The sequence below is a fragment of the Gemmatimonadaceae bacterium genome, from assembly GCA_035633115.1.
In the GTDB taxonomy this organism is placed as follows: domain Bacteria; phylum Gemmatimonadota; class Gemmatimonadetes; order Gemmatimonadales; family Gemmatimonadaceae; genus UBA4720.
The window spans coordinates 47,820-64,927 of record DASQFN010000117.1 but is presented as its reverse complement, the minus strand read 5'-3'; the positions used below and the strand labels follow the sequence as shown (position 1 = coordinate 64,927).

Below are 17,108 nucleotides of genomic sequence, written 5' to 3'. Positions count from 1 at the left end.
TCCTGCTCGACCAGCTTCTTGTAGGTGTCGGAGGTCTCTCCGAAGTAGAGGTCCATCAGCAAGTCCATCGCCGCGTAGTCCTTGTCGCTCTCGGAAAACGCGGGGCCGTGGAACGCCACGGTCACCCAGGGCAGCGTCTCGCTCGTCCACGGAACGTGGGCGACCACGGCCTTCCGGGGCTCGGGTTCTTTCGGGATGTCGACCTTGTACTTGCCGGGTTTCCAGTCCGCCCAGTACTTCTCGACGAGCGGAATGACCCGCGCGGGATCCACATCGCCCGCGACGATCACGGTCGTGTACTCCGGCCGGTACCAGCGGTCGAAGAACGTACGGGAGTAGTCGAACTGGTTGGGCATGTCCTCGATGTCCTCGAGGAAGCCCATCGTCGTGTGCTTGTAGGTGTGCGTCGTGAACGCATTGTCGCGAAGCACCTCGTAGAGCTTGCTGCCCGGGTTCGCGGAGTTCTTGTTGTACTCGCCGAGCACGGCGCGGGCTTCGGTCTTGAAATCCTCCTCGCTGTAGGAAAGGTTCTGGAACCGATCCGCCTGCAGGCGAATCATCGACTCCAGGTCCTCCTTGGCGAACGTGATGTAGTAGTTCGTATAGTCGTCGGATGTGGACGCGTTTTCCCTCGCGCCGGCCTTCGTGATGAGCTCGTTGGCCTGCTCCTTCGTCATGGTCTTCGTGCCGCGGAACATCACGTGCTCGAAGAAGTGCGCGAAGCCCGACTTGCCCGGCTCGATCTCGTTCCGCGACCCGGTCTGCACGGGAATCCGGAGTGATACGATGTTCGGGAAGCCCGTGGGGACAACTATGATCTTGAGGCCGTTCGGCAGCGTCTTCTCGGTTGCCTTGAACGGAAGGATGTCGCCGGAGCTGTTTGCAGCGGTCGCTTTCTTCTGCGCCGACGCGGGCAGGAATGCGCACAGCGTAAGGGCGACAACGAGCGCCGCGCTGGGAAGACGCTTCATATAGTTGGTTTCCTGTGTCGAAAAAGGGGACGACCGGACGTCTGAAAGTCGCTGGACCAGGGGGCATGCAGCCACGCCCTGATCTCTATTGTACCCGGGCGCGACGACAGCGCGCTAGTGTGCACCGCCTTAGCCTCGAAAGGGGCAAGTCTGACGTGGCGAGAAACGTGCATTAGCACGTTTTCAGCGATGAGCGCCTCCTCGATCGGCTCGAAGCTGAGCCACGCGGCTGACCAGGTCGCGGCCGACGCCCACCCATGGATCGAGCCGCTTGCCCGGGCCGGCTATTCCGCCAAAGCGCTCCTGTACGCGACTATCGGTTTCCTCACCGCCCGTGTGGCTTTGGGTACGGGCGGCGCCACCACGGACACTCGCGGCGCCATGATCGCGGTGCTGAGCGCGCCGTATGGCAGGATTCTGCTGATACTGGTCGCCGTCGGTTTGATGGGATACGGCTTGTGGCGAGTAGTCGAGGCGATAACTGATCCGGATCGCCGCGGTCGCGGGCTGAAAGCCGTGCTCCTCCGAGCCAGCTTCGCGATACGCGGGATTGTTCACGCTGCTCTCGCAATTTCCGGGATACGCCTCGCTGTTGGCTGGTACGGCGAGGACCAGAATCGGAGGGAGATACAGGAATGGACGGCGAGACTGCTCGCGCTGCCCGCAGGCGAAGCGATAGTCTGGGGCGTCGCTGCTGGAATCGGCGGGTACGGCCTTTATCAGCTCTACCGCGCGTTCGCCGAGAAGCTCAGCAAGCAGCTCAATCTGGGCCGGGTGTCTGCCGAAGTCGGACGATGGATAATCGCTGTCAGCCGATTTGGAATCGGCGCGCGCGGAGTTGTCTTTGTCGCGATTGCCGTCTTGGTCGCCCGCGCTGCAGCTCTTCGCGACCCGAGCGAGGCCGGAGGAATCGCCGATTCGTTGCGCTCGCTCGCCGCGCTGGGCCGCGGCCCGCTCGCCGCAATCGGTTTCGGGCTCATCGCCTACGGGATCTACGAGCTGCTCAATGCTCGCTACCGGCGGATCGATTCAGCTCTTGAAAAGAACGGCGACCGAGAAAACCACGGATCCGAGATCGCAGAAGCCAAAGAGACCTAGGTTTGATGCTTATTTGAGCGCCTTGGTCAATGGCACACCTTCGAGCTTCTCGAGTGGAGTGACCCCGAGCCTCCGCGCGAGTGTCGGCGCAATGTCGACCGTCCGCACGAAGTCGGTGTATCGCCCCGGAGCAAACCCCGGCCCGTAGAACACAATCGGGACGTTGCTGTCGTCGTCGTGCGGCGAGCCGTGCGTGGCCACAATGCCGGCCCAGATGCTTCCCGGGGTGAGCGTTATAACGAGCTCGACGGGGTATTTCGGGGGAATCTGATGGCTCCATCGCCGCGTGATGGGGTCGCCGACAGTATCGCCTCTGAGCAAATCGCGCAGGCGGTCGACGCGGGCAACTCCCGGTATTTTCAACGCCTCGTTGCGAAACAACGTCACGATGGAATCGGCGTTGACATTCGCCTTGCGGAACGCCTCGCGGTCGAGGATCAGGAGCTGCAGATCGAGCTGAACAGCCGCCGTATCGACCTTCATCGCCGCGAGCTGAGCGCGGACGGTTGCCAGTACAGTCCGAAGCGTCACGCGCTCCGGGCGTGGAACGACATTCGCCGGTGCGAGCTCGGGAATCGGCTGGAATCCGTGATCAGCCGAGAGAGCGACGATCACCCTGGATGGATCACGCAGCTTGAACAGAGAATCGAGTAACACTCCGATCTGGCGGTCGACACGCAGCACCTGATCGTGGGATTCCCTCGAGTTCGGTCCGAGCCGGTGATTCACGAGGTCCGTGCCGGACAGCGAAACCGCGAGGAGGTCAGTCTGCGGCCCTTCCCCGAGGCGAAGTGCGCGCACGCCCTCCAGTGCGAAGGCGACGGTCACCTCGTCGATGAACGGCGTTATCCTTATGACGCTTGCTGCCTGGGCCGAATCTGCCGGAATCATGTGAGGGAATACGAAGTCCGTTCCGCCGCCCTCTACCGGCACGCTGTCGGGTTCCGGATAGGCATTGGCAGGCAGTAGAGGCGTCCAGGCTTTCCCGGCGTACCTCTGTGGCAGCCGCCGCGCGTTGAACTGCTCGACCCAGTCCGGAAGCGAGTCCATGTAATACTTGCTGGTCGTGAAGTCGCCGTCACCTGGATACCAGTAGACGTGTTGCTTCGCCGTCCCGAGGGGCAGGATCGCACCGCGATCCTTCATGGAAACCGAGAGCGCACGTGAGCGCGGGTCTTTCGCTCGCATCCAGTCGAGGAGCGCCGTTCCCTGGAAGCGACGGGGTGACGCGCCGGTGACGCCGGAAAAGCCGAGTAGAGGCGCGGCCTCGTCGATTACGCCAACGACGTTGGCGACAATTCCAGTGGACCGCGGGAAACGGCCTGAAAGAAGACTGGCATGTCCCGGCGCGGTCTCCGTGATGCCATGATCCTGATGGCCGTTCGTGAACCAGGCGCCACCGTTTTTTAGACGTCCCAGTCCGCCTTGAAGCTGCGGCCCGAAGCGGTCAAGATAATCCGCTCGGAATCCGTCGATGGTGATCAGGACGACGAGCGTCGGCTGGCCCGCTGGTGCGGGAGGGGCGGCGGGAGCGGACGCGGGCTGGGCCTGCGCACATCCGGCAGCGCAAAGCAGGCAAGCTAGGAGTCTCATGATTGGCGGCATGGGGCGCAATTTGACCGTCGTGCGCACCCTCGGCAACCTATGGCGGGAATGAGTGCGGGCCACAATATTAGCGCAGCCTTTTTGGAGTCCTCCACAGATGGCAGTTCGCAAACCGGGTTTCCTCGACAACCCGGCTACAAAGGTCGTTGTCAAAGTCGCGCTCTATTACGCGGCGCTGATCATTCTCGGATCATTGGCACTCCGCGAGCTCCCGCATTCTCCGGGACTCAGTGGCGTTGTGCTGCCGTCGATTTTTAGCGGCGCTTCCGGGACGGCGGCGGAGGCCAAGTCTGTCGCCATCCCCCCTCAGGGGGCGACGGCCGCGTTGGTATCGGTCGCCATGCTTGCGGCAATTCTGCTCATGCTTCCGGTCGCGTGGGTCTACCAGCTCACCCGCGCCAAGCGCGGTTATCAGCAGTCGGTTGTCCAGCTGCTGATAATCCTGCCGCTTGTCGTTGCGGGAATTGTCGTTCTCGTCAAAGACAGTCTTGCTCTCGCGTTCAGCCTCGCTGGCATCGTTGCGGCGGTGCGATTCCGTAATACTCTCGACGATAGCAAGGACGCCGTGTATGTGTTTCTTGCGACGGGCGTCGGGCTCGCCGCCGCGGTGGACATCCAGGTAGCGACGGCGATCTCGATAATCTTCAACCTGACGATCCTTTTCCTCTGGTACGCGGACTTCGGGCATTCGCCGGTGGAGCTGGAGGGCGGGATTGCCGCACGACGGCTCGAACGCGCGAAAGAGCTCGCGCAGACAGGGACATTCGTCGCTCAGATCGACAACGAAGTCTTCAAGAACATGTCCAAGGAGCAGCTCGAGGGTGTGGCGGAGCGAGCGTGGAAGCGCGCCCGCGCTGACGGCAAGGACGACGAGAATAAAGAGGTACGCCTGCGCATTCGAGCCCGAGACGTAGACCAGGTCCGTGATACCTTCGAGCCCCTGATCGATGAGCACGCCAAGAAATGGCATGCCAGCGAGGTGTCAATCGACGCTGGGGGAATCGAAAAGATTGATTATTTTGTAGAGCTCAAAAAGAAGTCGGATCCGGAAGAACTACTCTCGCTGGCACAGACCGCCATCGGGGCGAATCTTGTCGAAGCAAGGCTTGACTAAGACCAGTCTCACGAGGCTAATCACAATGCACATGCGCTCATTCTCTACGTTCATGGCCGTTCTTGCGCTTGCCGGAACGGCCGTACCGATGGTCGAAGTCTCGGCTCAGAACGAGAAAAAGAAGAAGGTAGCCAGATCTCAGCGGGCGCCCCGCGATCCGGGCGAGTTCTTCAAGTCCGAGCAGCCCATCACCATTACTCTGACGACGAACCTTGCCCGCATCCGCAAGGACAAGGGCGAAAAAAAGCCCTGGCGCGCCGGTACGGTCAAATACGTCGACCCCGCGGGGAAAGAGTACATCATACCTGTCGAGCTCAGGACGCGCGGAATCTGGCGACTGAAGAATTGCGAGATTCCACCCATGAGAATGAACTTCGCCCGTGCGACCTCCGTGGGAACGCCGTTCTGGGGCCTCGACCTGCCGAAGCTCACCAGCGTCTGCCGCGACGACGACGCGTACGAGCAGTACATCCTTCAGGAGCTCCAGCTCTACCGCGTTCAGAACCTGCTGACACCGGTGAGCCACAAGGCGCGGCTGATGAACATCACCTATGTGGACAGCGTAAACGGCAAGGTGTTCGCGAAGCGGTCCGCGATCATGCTCGAGGAGCCCCTGGCGATGGCACAGCGGCTCGGCGGAATGGAGGTGAAGCTAAAGGGGGCGACCGGCGACGATCTGGATCCGTTCCACAATGCGTTTGCCGGTGTGTTCCAGTACTTCATTGGAAACACCGACTGGTCCATCGCCGGCCTCCACAACATGGAGCTGCTCTCACAGACGGACGGCACGGTGATACCGATCCCGTGGGACTACGACTTTTCAGGGGCAATCAACGCCCGCTATGCAACGACCGACCCGAGCCTCACCATCAATCGCGTCCGGGACCGCCTTTACAGGGGCTATTGCGGCCCGGCGGAAAAGGTTCACGAGGTCGTCGCGCTCTTCAAGGGAAAAAAAGATGCGATCTACGCGCTGTACACAGACGAGATCGGGCAGATGATGAAGCCGAACACAGTGAAGGAAACGCTTCAATATTTCGACGATTTCTACAAGACAATCAAGGATCCACGCGGCGTGGAGCGGAATCTCGTTGATGAGTGCCTGGGGAGACGCTGAGATCGATCCGTGAGCTGATCAAGCGGCCGCCACACTCCTTCAGGTACGAGCTGCGCTCGAAGCAGCACTTGCAGGAGCTGGCGACTTCACCACTTCCGCTGGGAGTAGACTCTACCGCACCGGCCGCGTCACAGCATCGCGACCTGTACCTCGACACGGTCGAGGACACGCTCCGCAAGCGTAACATCGTCTGCCGGCTTCGACTGTGCGCGGACGACACGCGCGTGCTGTCACTGCGCATCGGATCAGCCGGCTACGGTGAGGACGGCCGCGTGGATTCTCGTGTCGACGCCTCTGAAGTCGCGGCGGCGATTGCCGAGAACACTACTGCCGGCCGTCGCCTGCGCGCGCTCATCGATCCGGCTTCTTTGATCGTCCGGATCGAGCTCGAGACCGAGCGGCTCACACGAAACGCTGATTTCAGCTGGCTTCGCCAGCCGAGGATGAAGCTGCACTACGACTATATCGTCGTCCGTCGCGGCCGAATGTCAGCCAGCTTTCGACAATTCTGCATCCATCGCCGGCACGGAAAAACCGAGGGCATGGACCGCCTCGCCAGCGCATTCGAGCGGGAGCATCACCTGCGTCCGATTCCGGGAGGCCCGCGCGATCGCGCCGAGCTTCTGCTCAAGTGGAAAGGTGGCGGGGACAAGGAGAACACGTCGGAACGATCGGCCGTCGTGGCGCCCGCGCCGAGCGGTACTCCCAAGGAGATTCCGGAATTCCTGAATCCGGAGCTCAGTCTGCTCGCTTTTCAGAGTCGCGTTCTCACGCTTGCCGAGAACAGACAGACACCTCTGAAAGAGCGGCTCAAGTTCCTGTCGATCGTCAGCGCGAATCTCGACGAGTTCTTCATGGTCCGCATGGCGGGGTTGAGACGCGCCGCGCGCGAGCAGTACGAGGAGCAGTGCGACGATGGCCTCACGCGCGGCGAGCAGGTGCGGCTGATTGCCGAGCACGTTGCGTCGATCACGGAACGCCAGACCCGGTGTCTCGACGAGTGTCTCGCCGAACTCGCCAGACTCGGTGTTCGCATCGTGCGGTGGGACGACCTCGACGCCGGGCAGCGCTCAGCGCTAAGAGCCGAATGCCGCGAGCAGATTTACCCCTCGCTCACGCCGATGGCCGTGACCCTGAGTCCCGGTCATCCGCTTCCACACCTTCCGCATCTCACGCTGGCGCTGGCCGTAGTCATGCGCGATCCAGCTACGGGGCGAATTCATCTTGCGGAGCTGGAGCTGCCCCCGGACGTTCCGCGATTCCTCCAGGCTCCGGGAAAGTCCGGGCACGTGATCACGATAGAAGAGGTAATTCGCTCGAACATCGACCTCCTCTATCCTGACCGGCAGATCGAGGGGGTTTACGGTTTTCGAGTGACACGCGGGGGTGATCTCGATCTCGATGAGGCAGCGGCGGACGATCTCATCGAGGCCGTCGCCGATGCGGCCGAGCGGCGGCACTACAACCCCGCGGTGCGCGTGGAAGTCGAGCGGGAGATGCCCGATTTCGTCCGCAGCCTGCTCCTCGGAAACCTCAAGCGCGAGACGCCGGACGAGGAAGCCGAGCTCGAGCCTGCCGACGTCAACGAGGCATCCGGACTCCTCGACCTGCGCAGTCTGACGCGGCTCCCGGTGCCGACGGACCCGTCGCTATCCTACGAGCCGTTCCAGGCGGCCCAGCATTTTGGAGAAGGCGAATCGATACTGGATGCAGTGCGGGACGGCGACCTGATCTTCCACCATCCGTTCGACTCGTTTGCTTCGACTGTCGTGAGATATCTGCGCGAGGCGGCGGCCGACCCCGACGTGACCGCCATCAAGATCACGCTTTACAGAGTAGGTGATTCGTCGGCGATCGTGGATGCGCTTCTCGATGCGGCGCGGAACGGCAAGAAGGTCGTTGCGTTTGTCGAGCTGAAGGCACGCTTCGACGAGGAGCACAACGTCGCCTGGGCGCGTAAGCTCGAGCGCGCGGGTGGTCACGTAGTATCGGGACTGGTGGGAATCAAGAACCACGCGAAGGTGGCGCTCGTCATCAAGCGCGAAAACGGGAGAATGCGGAGCTACGTGCACGTCGGTACGGGCAACTACAACAGCAAGTCGGGACGTGAGTACACCGATCTGAGCCTCTTCTCGGCGCGCGAGGAAATCACCGCGGATGCGGCTGACCTGTTCAACGCGCTGACGGGCGGATCGCTTCCGCCAACCGGACTTTCACGTGGTGCGCTGGTGGCGCCACATCAGATGCGCGACGCGATACTGACGATGATCGAGCGCGAAGCCGCCCACGCACGCGCTGGGCGACCGGCACGAATAACGGCAAAGGTCAACGGACTTTCCGACGCTGAAGTTGTGCGCGCCCTGCTCTACGCGTCGTCTGACGGCGTGACGGTCGATCTGATCGTGCGCGGCATCTGCACACTTCGGCCGGGCGTTCCTGGCCGGTCCGAGCGTATTCGTGTCGTGTCAATAGTCGGGCGGCTGCTCGAGCACTCGCGCATTTACCGGTTCGAGAACGACGGCGTTCCCGAGGTATTCATCGGATCAGCGGACCTGCGCCCCCGAAATCTTCGCCGTCGCGTGGAGCTGCTGGTGCCGGTCGTGCAACGCGAGCATCAGCAGCAGCTCGATCGCATACTCGATCTGTACTTGAACGACCCCACCGGATGGGATCTCACCTCGAGTGGAGAGTACGTGCCGCGGCGAGGAAAGGGGCCGGGCGCACAGGAGGCGCTCATCGCCAGTCTGGACGCCGTTGCTTCTGCTGCAGAGGCAACCTAGTAAGGCACAGATCCGAGACTCGCTCGGTTATTTTTCCCTCGGATGCCCCGGAAAAAGCTGAAGGAAGCCCCACAATCTCCGCTCGACCAGCTGCGCTCCATCTGCCTCGGCTTTCCGGAAGCACACGAGGTCGAAGCGTGGGGTGAGCCGACGTTTCGCGTGAAGAACAAGCTCTTCGCGATGTATGCGAGCTCCGGTACCCATCACGGAGCCGGCAGGCCAAGCGTCTGGGTGAAATCGACGCCCGTCAACCAGGATCTGCTTGTTCGGTGGCAACCGGCGCGCTATTTCGTGCCACCCTACGTCGGCCCGAGCGGCTGGGTCGGCGTCTATCTCGACAAGCGGCCGAGCTGGAAAACGATCGCGGATATTCTCCAGGATGCATATCTGCTGATTGCCCCGAAGAAGCTCAGGGCGAAAACGAAGCACTAATACGCCGGCACGGCGTGTAGCGCGGCCCGGTTCATGAATCAGCGACGTGGTCATGGCCATACGTGTGATTCGACTGGGAAGCCCGCGGCTCCGCAACGAAGGACTTCGGCTTGGCACGGTGCGGCGACCACCGCGCGGAGTCCGCAAGGAGAGCTACGCGAGAGAGGACTATTTCGACCTCTGGCTTCCCGATCTTGCTCCGAGCGCGCCACTTGTCTCGTGGGCCTTGTCCGAGCCGTTTACCAAGAAGCGCTGGGCGAGGTACGCTAAGAGCTACCGGCAGGAGATGAAGAGGCCGGAGGCCCGCCGGCTGATCGCTCTGCTCGCTGCCTTTTCGTCGAAGTCCGATTTCTCGGTTGGCTGCTACTGCGAGGACGAAGCGCGGTGCCATCGCTCGCTGCTCAGGGAAATTCTCGTTGAGTCCGGCGCAACTGTGGCCGCAACACCGCAGCACAACATGGGTACTAAATAGCATCGAAGGGGGTTTACCATGAATCGGTTCTTCCCGCCGCGCAGCCTGAGGGCAGCCCTGGTCGCGGTCATTGGGATCACGCTGACTTCAGCGGTCCCGCAGCCCTCACCCGTCGCGGGAGCGTACAGCGCCGTCGAGACAACGGCCGCCCTCGACATCACTGCGCGCGACGTCGCCCTTTCGAATCAGAAAGTCAGGATGGCGCATTCGGCACTCGTCTCGATGTGGAGCGACGGGTTCAGAAGGCTGGGCCAGCGCTTCTACGCGCCGGACATCGTCCCGTTTTTCCGTGGCGTTCGAACCGGATGCGGAACAATGCGCGGGAACAATGCCATTTACTGTCCGCGCGACAACACGATCTACTTCGACGAGGTGTTCATCGTGTCACAAGCCAAGCTTGCATCGCGGGAGCTTGGAACCGATGGCGACATGGCTGCGGTCGGCATCATCGCTCATGAGATGGGGCATGCTGTAGCGATACAGCTTGGCCACGTTGCACGAACGACGTACGCCAATGAAGCGACGGCCGATTGTCTTGCGGGAGCGTTCACCCAGCAGGCCGGACGTGATGGATCGCTCGAGGAAGGCGACATCGACGAAGCGTTTTACGCGATGGCAGCCGCGGGCGATCCGACGCCGCAGCTGACGGGCGATCGACAGGCGGATCGTTATATCCTCGCTCGTGCTCGGCGCATGGCGCATGGGACGCGTGAGCAGCGTATGGATAACTTCGGCCGCGGGCTCGAGGGCGGAGCGCGAGCTTGTCTGCCCGGCATTCGCGGACTGTAAGCGCAGAGACCGCGCGAGAGAATCAAAGCACACGCCGGTAGCTCGAGGGCTCCAGCTATCAGCATGTGATTTTGTTTTGCCATTCGACACATCGTATGTAAACCCTTTGACGGCGGCCGCGGGTCCAACACTCTGAACCTCAAGAACAATCAATGACCTGGCAGCGTCTTTTCCTTTACATAGCATTGATCGCCGCTGCGGCAGCGGTGCCTCGCAGCACGCTCGCGCAGCAGACCGATATCGTTCGCGGTCGCGTTACCGGACCCGACAGTGCCGGGCTCGAGGGAGTGACCGTAACGGTGACCTCGATCTCCGGAAACGTGAGCCGCACGGCGCGTACCGACAGCAACGGGCGCTTCACTGTGACGTTTCCCGGCGGCGACGGCGACTACATGGTGTCGTTCGCCTCACTCGGGTTCGCCGCCAAACGGTTCGAGGTCAAGCGTTCGGCGGACGAGGACGTGCTCATCGCCGATGCGCGGATGACTCGCATCGGCACCGTCCTCGACCCGGTTCAGGTGATGGCTCAGCGGGAAAAAGTCCCGCGGAATGCCGTGACTCCGGACGTCAGCGGCACCGAGCAGTCCCTCAACAATCCCGCAGTCCCCGCAAATCTTCTCGGCGATCTTGCAGCGATGGCTGCTTCTCTTCCCGGGGTTCAATCGGTGCCCGGCCAGGATGGAGCAGCTGACGGCTACTCGGTGCTGGGCCTGGGCGCCGATCAGAACAACACCACGCTGAATGGTATGCAGTTCGGCGGCTCGAGCCTGCCGCGTGACGCAGCGGTTGGGAGCTCACTCAGCACGTCACCTTATGATGTGTCACGCGGCGGATTCAGCGGTGCGCAGTTCACGCTCCGCACGCGGCCTGGCTCGAACTTCATCACGCGCGGAATGAGCCTCAACGTCGACGCGCCTCAGCTCCAGTGGAGCGATCGTGCCGCTCAGTCGCTGGGCCAGGAATACTCGAACTTGTCACTCGGCGGCACCGTTTCCGGACCGATCAAATTCGACAAGGCGTTCTACAACCTCTCCTATCAGCTTGGCCGGCGGGCGAACGATCTGCAGACGCTCATTACCACTGACGCGCGCGGACTGCAGGCGGCCGGCGTCGCCGCAGATTCGGTGACGCGTCTCTTGTCGCTCCTGCAGACCGCGGGAATTCCGCTCAGCGGCGGGACAGGGAGCAGTCGCATGAGCGACCAGGGCTCCGTGTTCGGCAGCCTCGACTTTGCGCCACCGTCATCCACAACCGGCCAGGCGCTGAACATCACCTTCAATGGGAACTGGAGCCAGCAGAGTCCCGCAACGGGGTTGGCGACGGAGCTGCCGTCTCACAGCGGCGATCGCACGAGCCTGCGAGGGGGAATTCAGGCGAGGCACAACGCGTACGTGCGCAACGCTATTCTGAGCGAGACCTCATTGGGCTTCAGCGCGTCACGGTCGGAGGCAGCTCCATTCCTGCTGATGCCGGGCGGGCAGGTTCGCGTGAATTCCGTTTTCGCCGATGGTGCGAGCGGCGTACAGAATCTCCTGTTCGGCGGGAGCCAGTCGCTCAACAGCACACAAACCACCAATACGACGAATTTTCTCAACCAGTTGTCGTGGGTGAGCGTCAACAACAAGCACCGCATCAAGCTCACGTCCGAGCTAAGGCGCGACGCGACCGCACAGGAGCAGTCGACGAATCTGCTCGGAACGTTCTCCTTCAATTCGCTGGCCGACCTCGAAGCGGGACGTCCCGCGTCTTACTCACGCCAGCTCAGTCCGCGCGTGCGGGACGTCAGCCAGCTGGTGGGCGGCTTATCACTTGGAGATTCGTATCGCCGCACACCGAATCTTCAGTTTCAGTACGGTCTTCGCCTGGATGGAAACCATTTTCTGACCGAGCCCGCCGCGAATCCGGAAATCGAGAGCTTGTTCGGTGTCTCGAACGATCGCGTTCCAAACCGTGTGTATCTGAGCCCACGCCTCGGCTTCTCCTGGACGTATGGCACAGCCGCTCAGATTGCAGGCTTCGAGGGAGCGGCGCGTGGTCCGCGCGCAGTGGTCCGCGGAGGAATTGGCGTATTCCAGAACACGCCATCAACCGGCATCGTAGGCGCAGCGATCGACAACACCGGCCTGCCCGGCGCGATCCAGCAGCTGACGTGCGTCGGGCTCGCTGCGCCGACTCCGGAATGGGATGCCTACGCCGCTGACCCGTCGACCATTCCAACACGGTGCGCCGACGGGACGACAGGCTCGGTGTTTTCCAATGCCGCTCCGAATGTGACGCTCTTTGCCGACAACTATTCGGCGCCGAGGAGTGTTCGCTCGAACCTGCAGTGGAACGGACCTATCCTTGGCAATCGATTCTCGGCGACAGTGGACGGGACGTTCTCGCTCAATCTGAACCAGCCGGGGAATTTCGATCTCAACTTCAACCCCATCAGCCGGTTCACGCTGGCCGACGAAGCCGGACGGCCGGTGTTCGTTCGCCCGACGAGCATTGTCCCGGCAACTGGCGCGAACGCATCACTGGATGCGCGCGTGACGCCGAAATATTCGCGCGTCACTGAGCTTCGATCGGATCTCGAGTCGCGCAGCAGGCAGCTGACATTCCGTCTTGCCCCGGCCACGTTCAGCTCGAGCCTCACGTGGGGGCTGTCGTACGTGTACTCCAACGTGCGCGAGCAATTCCGCGGGTTCAGCAGCACCACCGGAAATCCGCTGGCGACCGAGTGGGGAAGGGCTTCGATGGATTCGCGGCATCAGCTCGTTTACAACCTCGGATACAATTTCTTCGATTTCGTTCGTGTGAACTGGTTCGGCTCGTTCCGCTCCGGAACGCCATTCTCGCCGATGATCGCCGGCGACGTAAACGGCGACGGCTTCCAGAACGATCGTGCATTCGTCTTCGACCGGGCGAAGACAACCGATCCTGCGCTTGCGGCGGCAATGACATCCTTGCTCGAAAACGGATCGGACGTCGCCCGCGACTGCCTCAGCCGCCAGGTCGGACTGCTCGCAACGCGGAACAGCTGTCAGGGTCCGTGGATCTCGAATGCCTCGATGTCGATTTCCTTCAATCCCGTGAAGGTGCGGATGCCGCAGCGGGCAACGCTTTCACTGCAGCTCACGAATCCACTCGGCGCCGCCGACTTGCTGGTTCATGGGTCCAACAATCTGCGCGGCTGGGGTCAGCCTGCATTCCCCGATCAATCACTACTATATGTAAGGGGATTCGATCAGGCGACGCAGCGCTACCGTTACGAAGTCAATCAGAGATTCGGGGCGACTAACCAGGCGCTTGGCGGCTTCCGCTCGCCGGTCACGCTCACTGCAATGCTGCGGTTCGACGTAGGCCCGACACGCGAGCGGCAGCTTCTCACGCAGCAGCTCAACCGCGGGCGAACAACCGAAGGCAACAAGGTTCCGGAGCAGCTGCTCAAGGCCATTTACGGAACGGGCAGCATTCCAAATCCGATGAGCGCGATTCTGCGACAGCAGGACAGTCTCAAGCTCACCAGTGTGCAGGCGGACAGTATCGCGGGGCTGAATCGCGCGTACACGATTCAGACGGATGCGATCTGGACTCCCGTCGCGAAATACTTCGCGGAGCTCCCGAAGCATTACGACCAGAGCGTCGCCTACGAGCGTTACATGCAGGCGCGGAAGGCAAGTGTAGACCTTCTCATGAAAATTGGCCCGACCGTCAAAGACCTGCTGACGGCGGAGCAGAGGCGTAAGCTTCCGCCGCTGATCGCGAGTTATCTCGAGCCGAGGTATCTCGCGTCGATACGCTCCGGCACGGCGACGTTTACGGGCAGCTCAGGGTTTGGTGCAGGCGGTCCAGTGTTCGCGGGCGGCGACGTTTTCGTCGCCGGTGCTGCCGGCGCCGCCGCCGGCGGTAACATCACGGTAATCCGCCACTAAAGGACGTTCCAACGCACAATCATCCACCACCGAGTCGAAAATGATATCAAGGACCACATTCACATCGTTGATTCTTGTCACGGCATTCGCTGCTGCTGCGAGTGCTCAGCAGCGGCCGGCCATTCGTCAGCTTGGAGCGGTGACCGCCAAATCCACCGAAGCGCTTTCCGTCGTGGCGGGACTTCGCCCGTTGCCCGACGGCCGCGTGTTCGTGAACGACAACAACAACCGTCGCGTTTTGCTCTTCGATCCTGCGCTCAAAACATTCACGGTCGTTGCCGACTCTACCAGCGCGACGGCGAACGCTTTCAGCGGGCGCATCGGTGGACTCATCACGTACCGTGGCGACTCCACGATTTTCGCCGATCCCATGTCGCTCTCGATGCTCGTGATCGATCCGAACGGGAAGGTCGCGCGCGTGATGTCTGTCCCGCGTTCTCAGGACGCGATGATGCTTGCCAACATGGGCGCGGGTGGCGCGGCGTTCGACGCAGCAGGACGGCTGATCTATCGCGCTCCCCCGAATCTCCGCCGACCGAACATCGCTCCCGGGGGTGCGTTCACGATGCCCGAGATTCCCGACTCCACGGCGATCGTGCGGATGGATCTCACATCCCGGAAAATGGATACGCTCGGCTTCATCAAGATTCCGAAGGTGAAGCTCGATGTCACGCGTGACGACAACGGCCGAGTGACTGCGACCTCGCAGATCAACCCGCTGCCGGTCGTAGATGACTGGGCAGTTCTGTCCGATGGCACGGTTGCCTTGGTGCGGGGCCGTGACTATCACGTTGATTTTGTGCGAGCCGACGGCACCCGCGCATCCGCGGTGAAAGTCCCGTTCGACTGGCAGCGCCTCACCGATGAGGACAAGGTTGCGTTTCTCGATTCCCTCAAGGCGGCGAGAGAACGGCTTGGCCCGAATGCCACGATGGGTGGATTGGGAGCGATGGCTGGTGCGATGATGGGTGCCGGTCCGCAGATGGTAATCGTTGGTGGCCCAGGCGGCGGGCCGGGCGGGCCGGGCGGGCCGGGTGGGCCAGGTGGTCCGGGCGGGCCCGGCGGCGCCGCCGCGCCGGGCGGGGGTGCGAATATCAGAATAGGCGGCCCCGGCGGCGGTCCAGGCATACACATGAACTTCGTTCCGGCGAGCGAGCTGCCGGATTACAAGCCGCCGTTCTTTGCGGGATCCGTGCGTGCCGATACGCAAGGGAACCTGTGGATCAGGACGATCCCGACAAAAGCAATTCCTGGCGGGCCGGTCTACGACGTTCTCAATCAGAAGGGAGAGCTCGTCGATCGCGTTCAGATTCCCGAGAATCGAACGATCGTCGGATTCGGTTCAGATGGGACGGTTTACCTCGCTGCGCGAGACAAGACAGTGTTTTATCTGGAGCGCGCAAAGCTGCGGTAAGGGTTAACCATCGCGCATGTATAAAAACGGCATGTTCTGATACAAAACCGGCATTCTTTCTTTTCGGCGACTCCATAGACTGGGGGATGCGATCTGGTTATCGCGTCCCCCAGCGGAGTTTCTGCCAGTGAACTCTTGAAAAGCCGTACACCCTGGACCTCTGACGAGGTGAGGTTGCTCGAAGACCTTGCCAAACGGAACACGTCACTCCACGTGATCGCGCTGAAACTCGGCCGGTCGGCTGCCGCGGTGGAAGCCAAAGCGGTGCTATACACGAAAGTCTTCGTCTCGCGGATAGCCACACTGCATTTCTTGCCCGCGATGCCGTGCCTGCGTAAAGTTCGCGATGGCCACTGCCAAGCCGCGTCGAGCGCTCGCATCCGACAATTGGGCCGGTGTTCACCCGGAAATCATCGCGGCGATCTCGGCAGCCAACGTCGCACACGCCGCATCCTACGGTGAGGATGCTTACACCAAATCGGTAGTCGAGAAGCTCCGCGACGCGCTCGGAGCCGATGAGGTGTTTCTTGTCTTCACCGGGACGGGTGCCAACGTCATTGGACTCGAAAGCCTGGCCCGTCCGCATAACGCGGTGATCTGCGCCAGCACCGCTCACATCCATACATCGGAGTGCGGCGCGGCCGAAAAGCACATCGGATGCAAGCTGCTGCCGGTTCCAGCGCCGAATGGCAAGATCACGCCCGAGAGAATTGGCGAGCATCTGCATCATCTGGGCAATGAGCATCACGTGCAGCCGAGTGCGGTGTCGATCTCGCAGGCAACTGAATACGGGACGGTCTATTCACCCGACGAAGTGCGCGTGATCGCCAATTTCGCCCACGATCACGATATGCGACTGCACATGGATGGCGCCCGGCTGGCAAATGCGGCGGCTTCGCTGGGACGACCACTGAACGAAATGGGGCGCACACTGGGAGTAGACGTGCTCACGTTCGGCGGAACCAAGAATGGAGCGCTCGCGGCCGAGGCTGTGGTCTACTTCGACAAGAAGCTCGCAAAGGATTTCGAATACCGCCGAATGCAATCAATGCAGCTTGCATCGAAGATGCGGTTCATTGCGGCGCAGTTCGACGCGCTGTTCACGGATGATCTGTGGCTGCGAAGCGCGACACACGCCAATCGGATGGCTGCGCTGCTCGGCGAGCAGCTGGCGCGCATTCCCGGTATTACCTTGACGCAGAAAGTCGAAGCAAACGAGGTATTTGCGGTTTTTCCGCGCGAACATGTTGCCCGACTGCAGGAGGAGCTCTGGTTCCAGGTGTGGAATGAAGCCACCGCTGAAGTGCGGCTGGTGGCTTCATTCGATACGACTACGGACGATGTGACGACATTCGTGCAGAAAGTGCGCGAGTGTCTGACTCAGTAAGGAGCGGAAACG

12 protein-coding genes are annotated in these 17,108 nt (G+C 61.7%); 10 read left to right on the top strand and 2 right to left on the bottom strand.

The genetic code is table 11. The features are described from left to right. On the bottom strand, positions 1–971 hold a 971-nt coding region (locus tag VES88_18300; GenBank protein HYN83437.1), incomplete at its 3' end, for a pitrilysin family protein. Positions 972–1,160: 189 nt separating this feature from the next. Between VES88_18300 and VES88_18295 the strand changes: the two genes are divergently transcribed. Then, complete coding sequence (locus VES88_18295) at positions 1,161–2,069, top strand: DUF1206 domain-containing protein (GenBank protein ID HYN83436.1); 909 nt, start codon at positions 1,161–1,163, stop codon at positions 2,067–2,069. 9 nt (positions 2,070–2,078) lie between these two features. Here the strand turns inward: VES88_18295 and VES88_18290 are convergent, their stop codons facing one another. Beyond that, positions 2,079–3,662, bottom strand: coding sequence for an alkaline phosphatase family protein (locus tag VES88_18290; protein ID HYN83435.1), 1,584 nt, complete (start codon positions 3,660–3,662; stop codon positions 2,079–2,081). Positions 3,663–3,771: 109 nt separating this feature from the next. On the opposite strand from VES88_18290, the gene VES88_18285 reads away from it, so the two are divergent. The 9 genes from VES88_18285 to VES88_18245 all read left to right on the top strand — a co-directional run bounded on the left by VES88_18285 (position 3,772) and on the right by VES88_18245 (position 17,096). After that, positions 3,772–4,788, top strand: a complete 1,017-nt coding sequence (locus tag VES88_18285) for a DUF4956 domain-containing protein (protein HYN83434.1) — start codon at positions 3,772–3,774, stop codon at positions 4,786–4,788. A gap of 25 nt (positions 4,789–4,813) precedes the next feature. Continuing rightward, positions 4,814–5,905: a hypothetical protein gene (locus VES88_18280; protein ID HYN83433.1), complete on the top strand. Its 1,092-nt coding sequence runs from the start codon at positions 4,814–4,816 to the stop codon at positions 5,903–5,905. After that, positions 5,887–8,685, top strand: coding sequence for a polyphosphate kinase 1 (gene ppk1 / locus VES88_18275; protein ID HYN83432.1), 2,799 nt, complete (start codon positions 5,887–5,889; stop codon positions 8,683–8,685). The genes VES88_18280 and ppk1 overlap by 19 nt, the downstream gene beginning before the upstream one ends. 42 nt (positions 8,686–8,727) lie before the next feature. After that, positions 8,728–9,117 carry an MmcQ/YjbR family DNA-binding protein gene (locus VES88_18270; GenBank protein ID HYN83431.1) on the top strand — a complete coding sequence of 130 codons (390 nt, stop codon included), beginning with the start codon at positions 8,728–8,730 and terminating at the stop codon, positions 9,115–9,117. Positions 9,118–9,169: 52 nt separating this feature from the next. Next, positions 9,170–9,589 carry a DUF488 family protein gene (locus tag VES88_18265; protein HYN83430.1) on the top strand — a complete coding sequence of 140 codons (420 nt, stop codon included), beginning with the start codon at positions 9,170–9,172 and terminating at the stop codon, positions 9,587–9,589. A gap of 18 nt (positions 9,590–9,607) precedes the next feature. Further along, positions 9,608–10,378 (top strand): neutral zinc metallopeptidase, encoded by a 771-nt coding sequence (locus tag VES88_18260; GenBank protein HYN83429.1) that lies wholly within the window; start codon positions 9,608–9,610, stop codon positions 10,376–10,378. Between the two features lie 152 nt (positions 10,379–10,530). Then, positions 10,531–14,295: a TonB-dependent receptor gene (locus tag VES88_18255; protein HYN83428.1), complete on the top strand. Its 3,765-nt coding sequence runs from the start codon at positions 10,531–10,533 to the stop codon at positions 14,293–14,295. 40 nt (positions 14,296–14,335) lie between these two features. Then, a complete protein-coding gene (locus VES88_18250; GenBank protein HYN83427.1) occupies positions 14,336–15,709 on the top strand; it encodes a hypothetical protein in 1,374 nt (457 codons plus the stop codon). Positions 15,710–16,055: 346 nt separating this feature from the next. Next, positions 16,056–17,096, top strand: a complete 1,041-nt coding sequence (locus VES88_18245) for a beta-eliminating lyase-related protein (GenBank protein ID HYN83426.1) — start codon at positions 16,056–16,058, stop codon at positions 17,094–17,096. The last annotated feature ends 12 nt before the right edge of the window (positions 17,097–17,108 follow it).

Coding starts and splice junctions, on each gene's coding strand:
- VES88_18245 (HYN83426.1), top strand. CDS start 16,056: ATGGCCACTGCCAAGCCGCGTCGAGCGCTCGCATCCGACAATTGGGCC.
- VES88_18290 (HYN83435.1), bottom strand. CDS start 3,662: ATGAGACTCCTAGCTTGCCTGCTTTGCGCTGCCGGATGTGCGCAGGCC.
- VES88_18295 (HYN83436.1), top strand. CDS start 1,161: ATGAGCGCCTCCTCGATCGGCTCGAAGCTGAGCCACGCGGCTGACCAG.
- VES88_18280 (HYN83433.1), top strand. CDS start 4,814: ATGCACATGCGCTCATTCTCTACGTTCATGGCCGTTCTTGCGCTTGCC.
- VES88_18265 (HYN83430.1), top strand. CDS start 9,170: ATGGCCATACGTGTGATTCGACTGGGAAGCCCGCGGCTCCGCAACGAA.
- VES88_18255 (HYN83428.1), top strand. CDS start 10,531: ATGACCTGGCAGCGTCTTTTCCTTTACATAGCATTGATCGCCGCTGCG.
- VES88_18285 (HYN83434.1), top strand. CDS start 3,772: ATGGCAGTTCGCAAACCGGGTTTCCTCGACAACCCGGCTACAAAGGTC.
- VES88_18270 (HYN83431.1), top strand. CDS start 8,728: ATGCCCCGGAAAAAGCTGAAGGAAGCCCCACAATCTCCGCTCGACCAG.
- VES88_18250 (HYN83427.1), top strand. CDS start 14,336: ATGATATCAAGGACCACATTCACATCGTTGATTCTTGTCACGGCATTC.
- VES88_18260 (HYN83429.1), top strand. CDS start 9,608: ATGAATCGGTTCTTCCCGCCGCGCAGCCTGAGGGCAGCCCTGGTCGCG.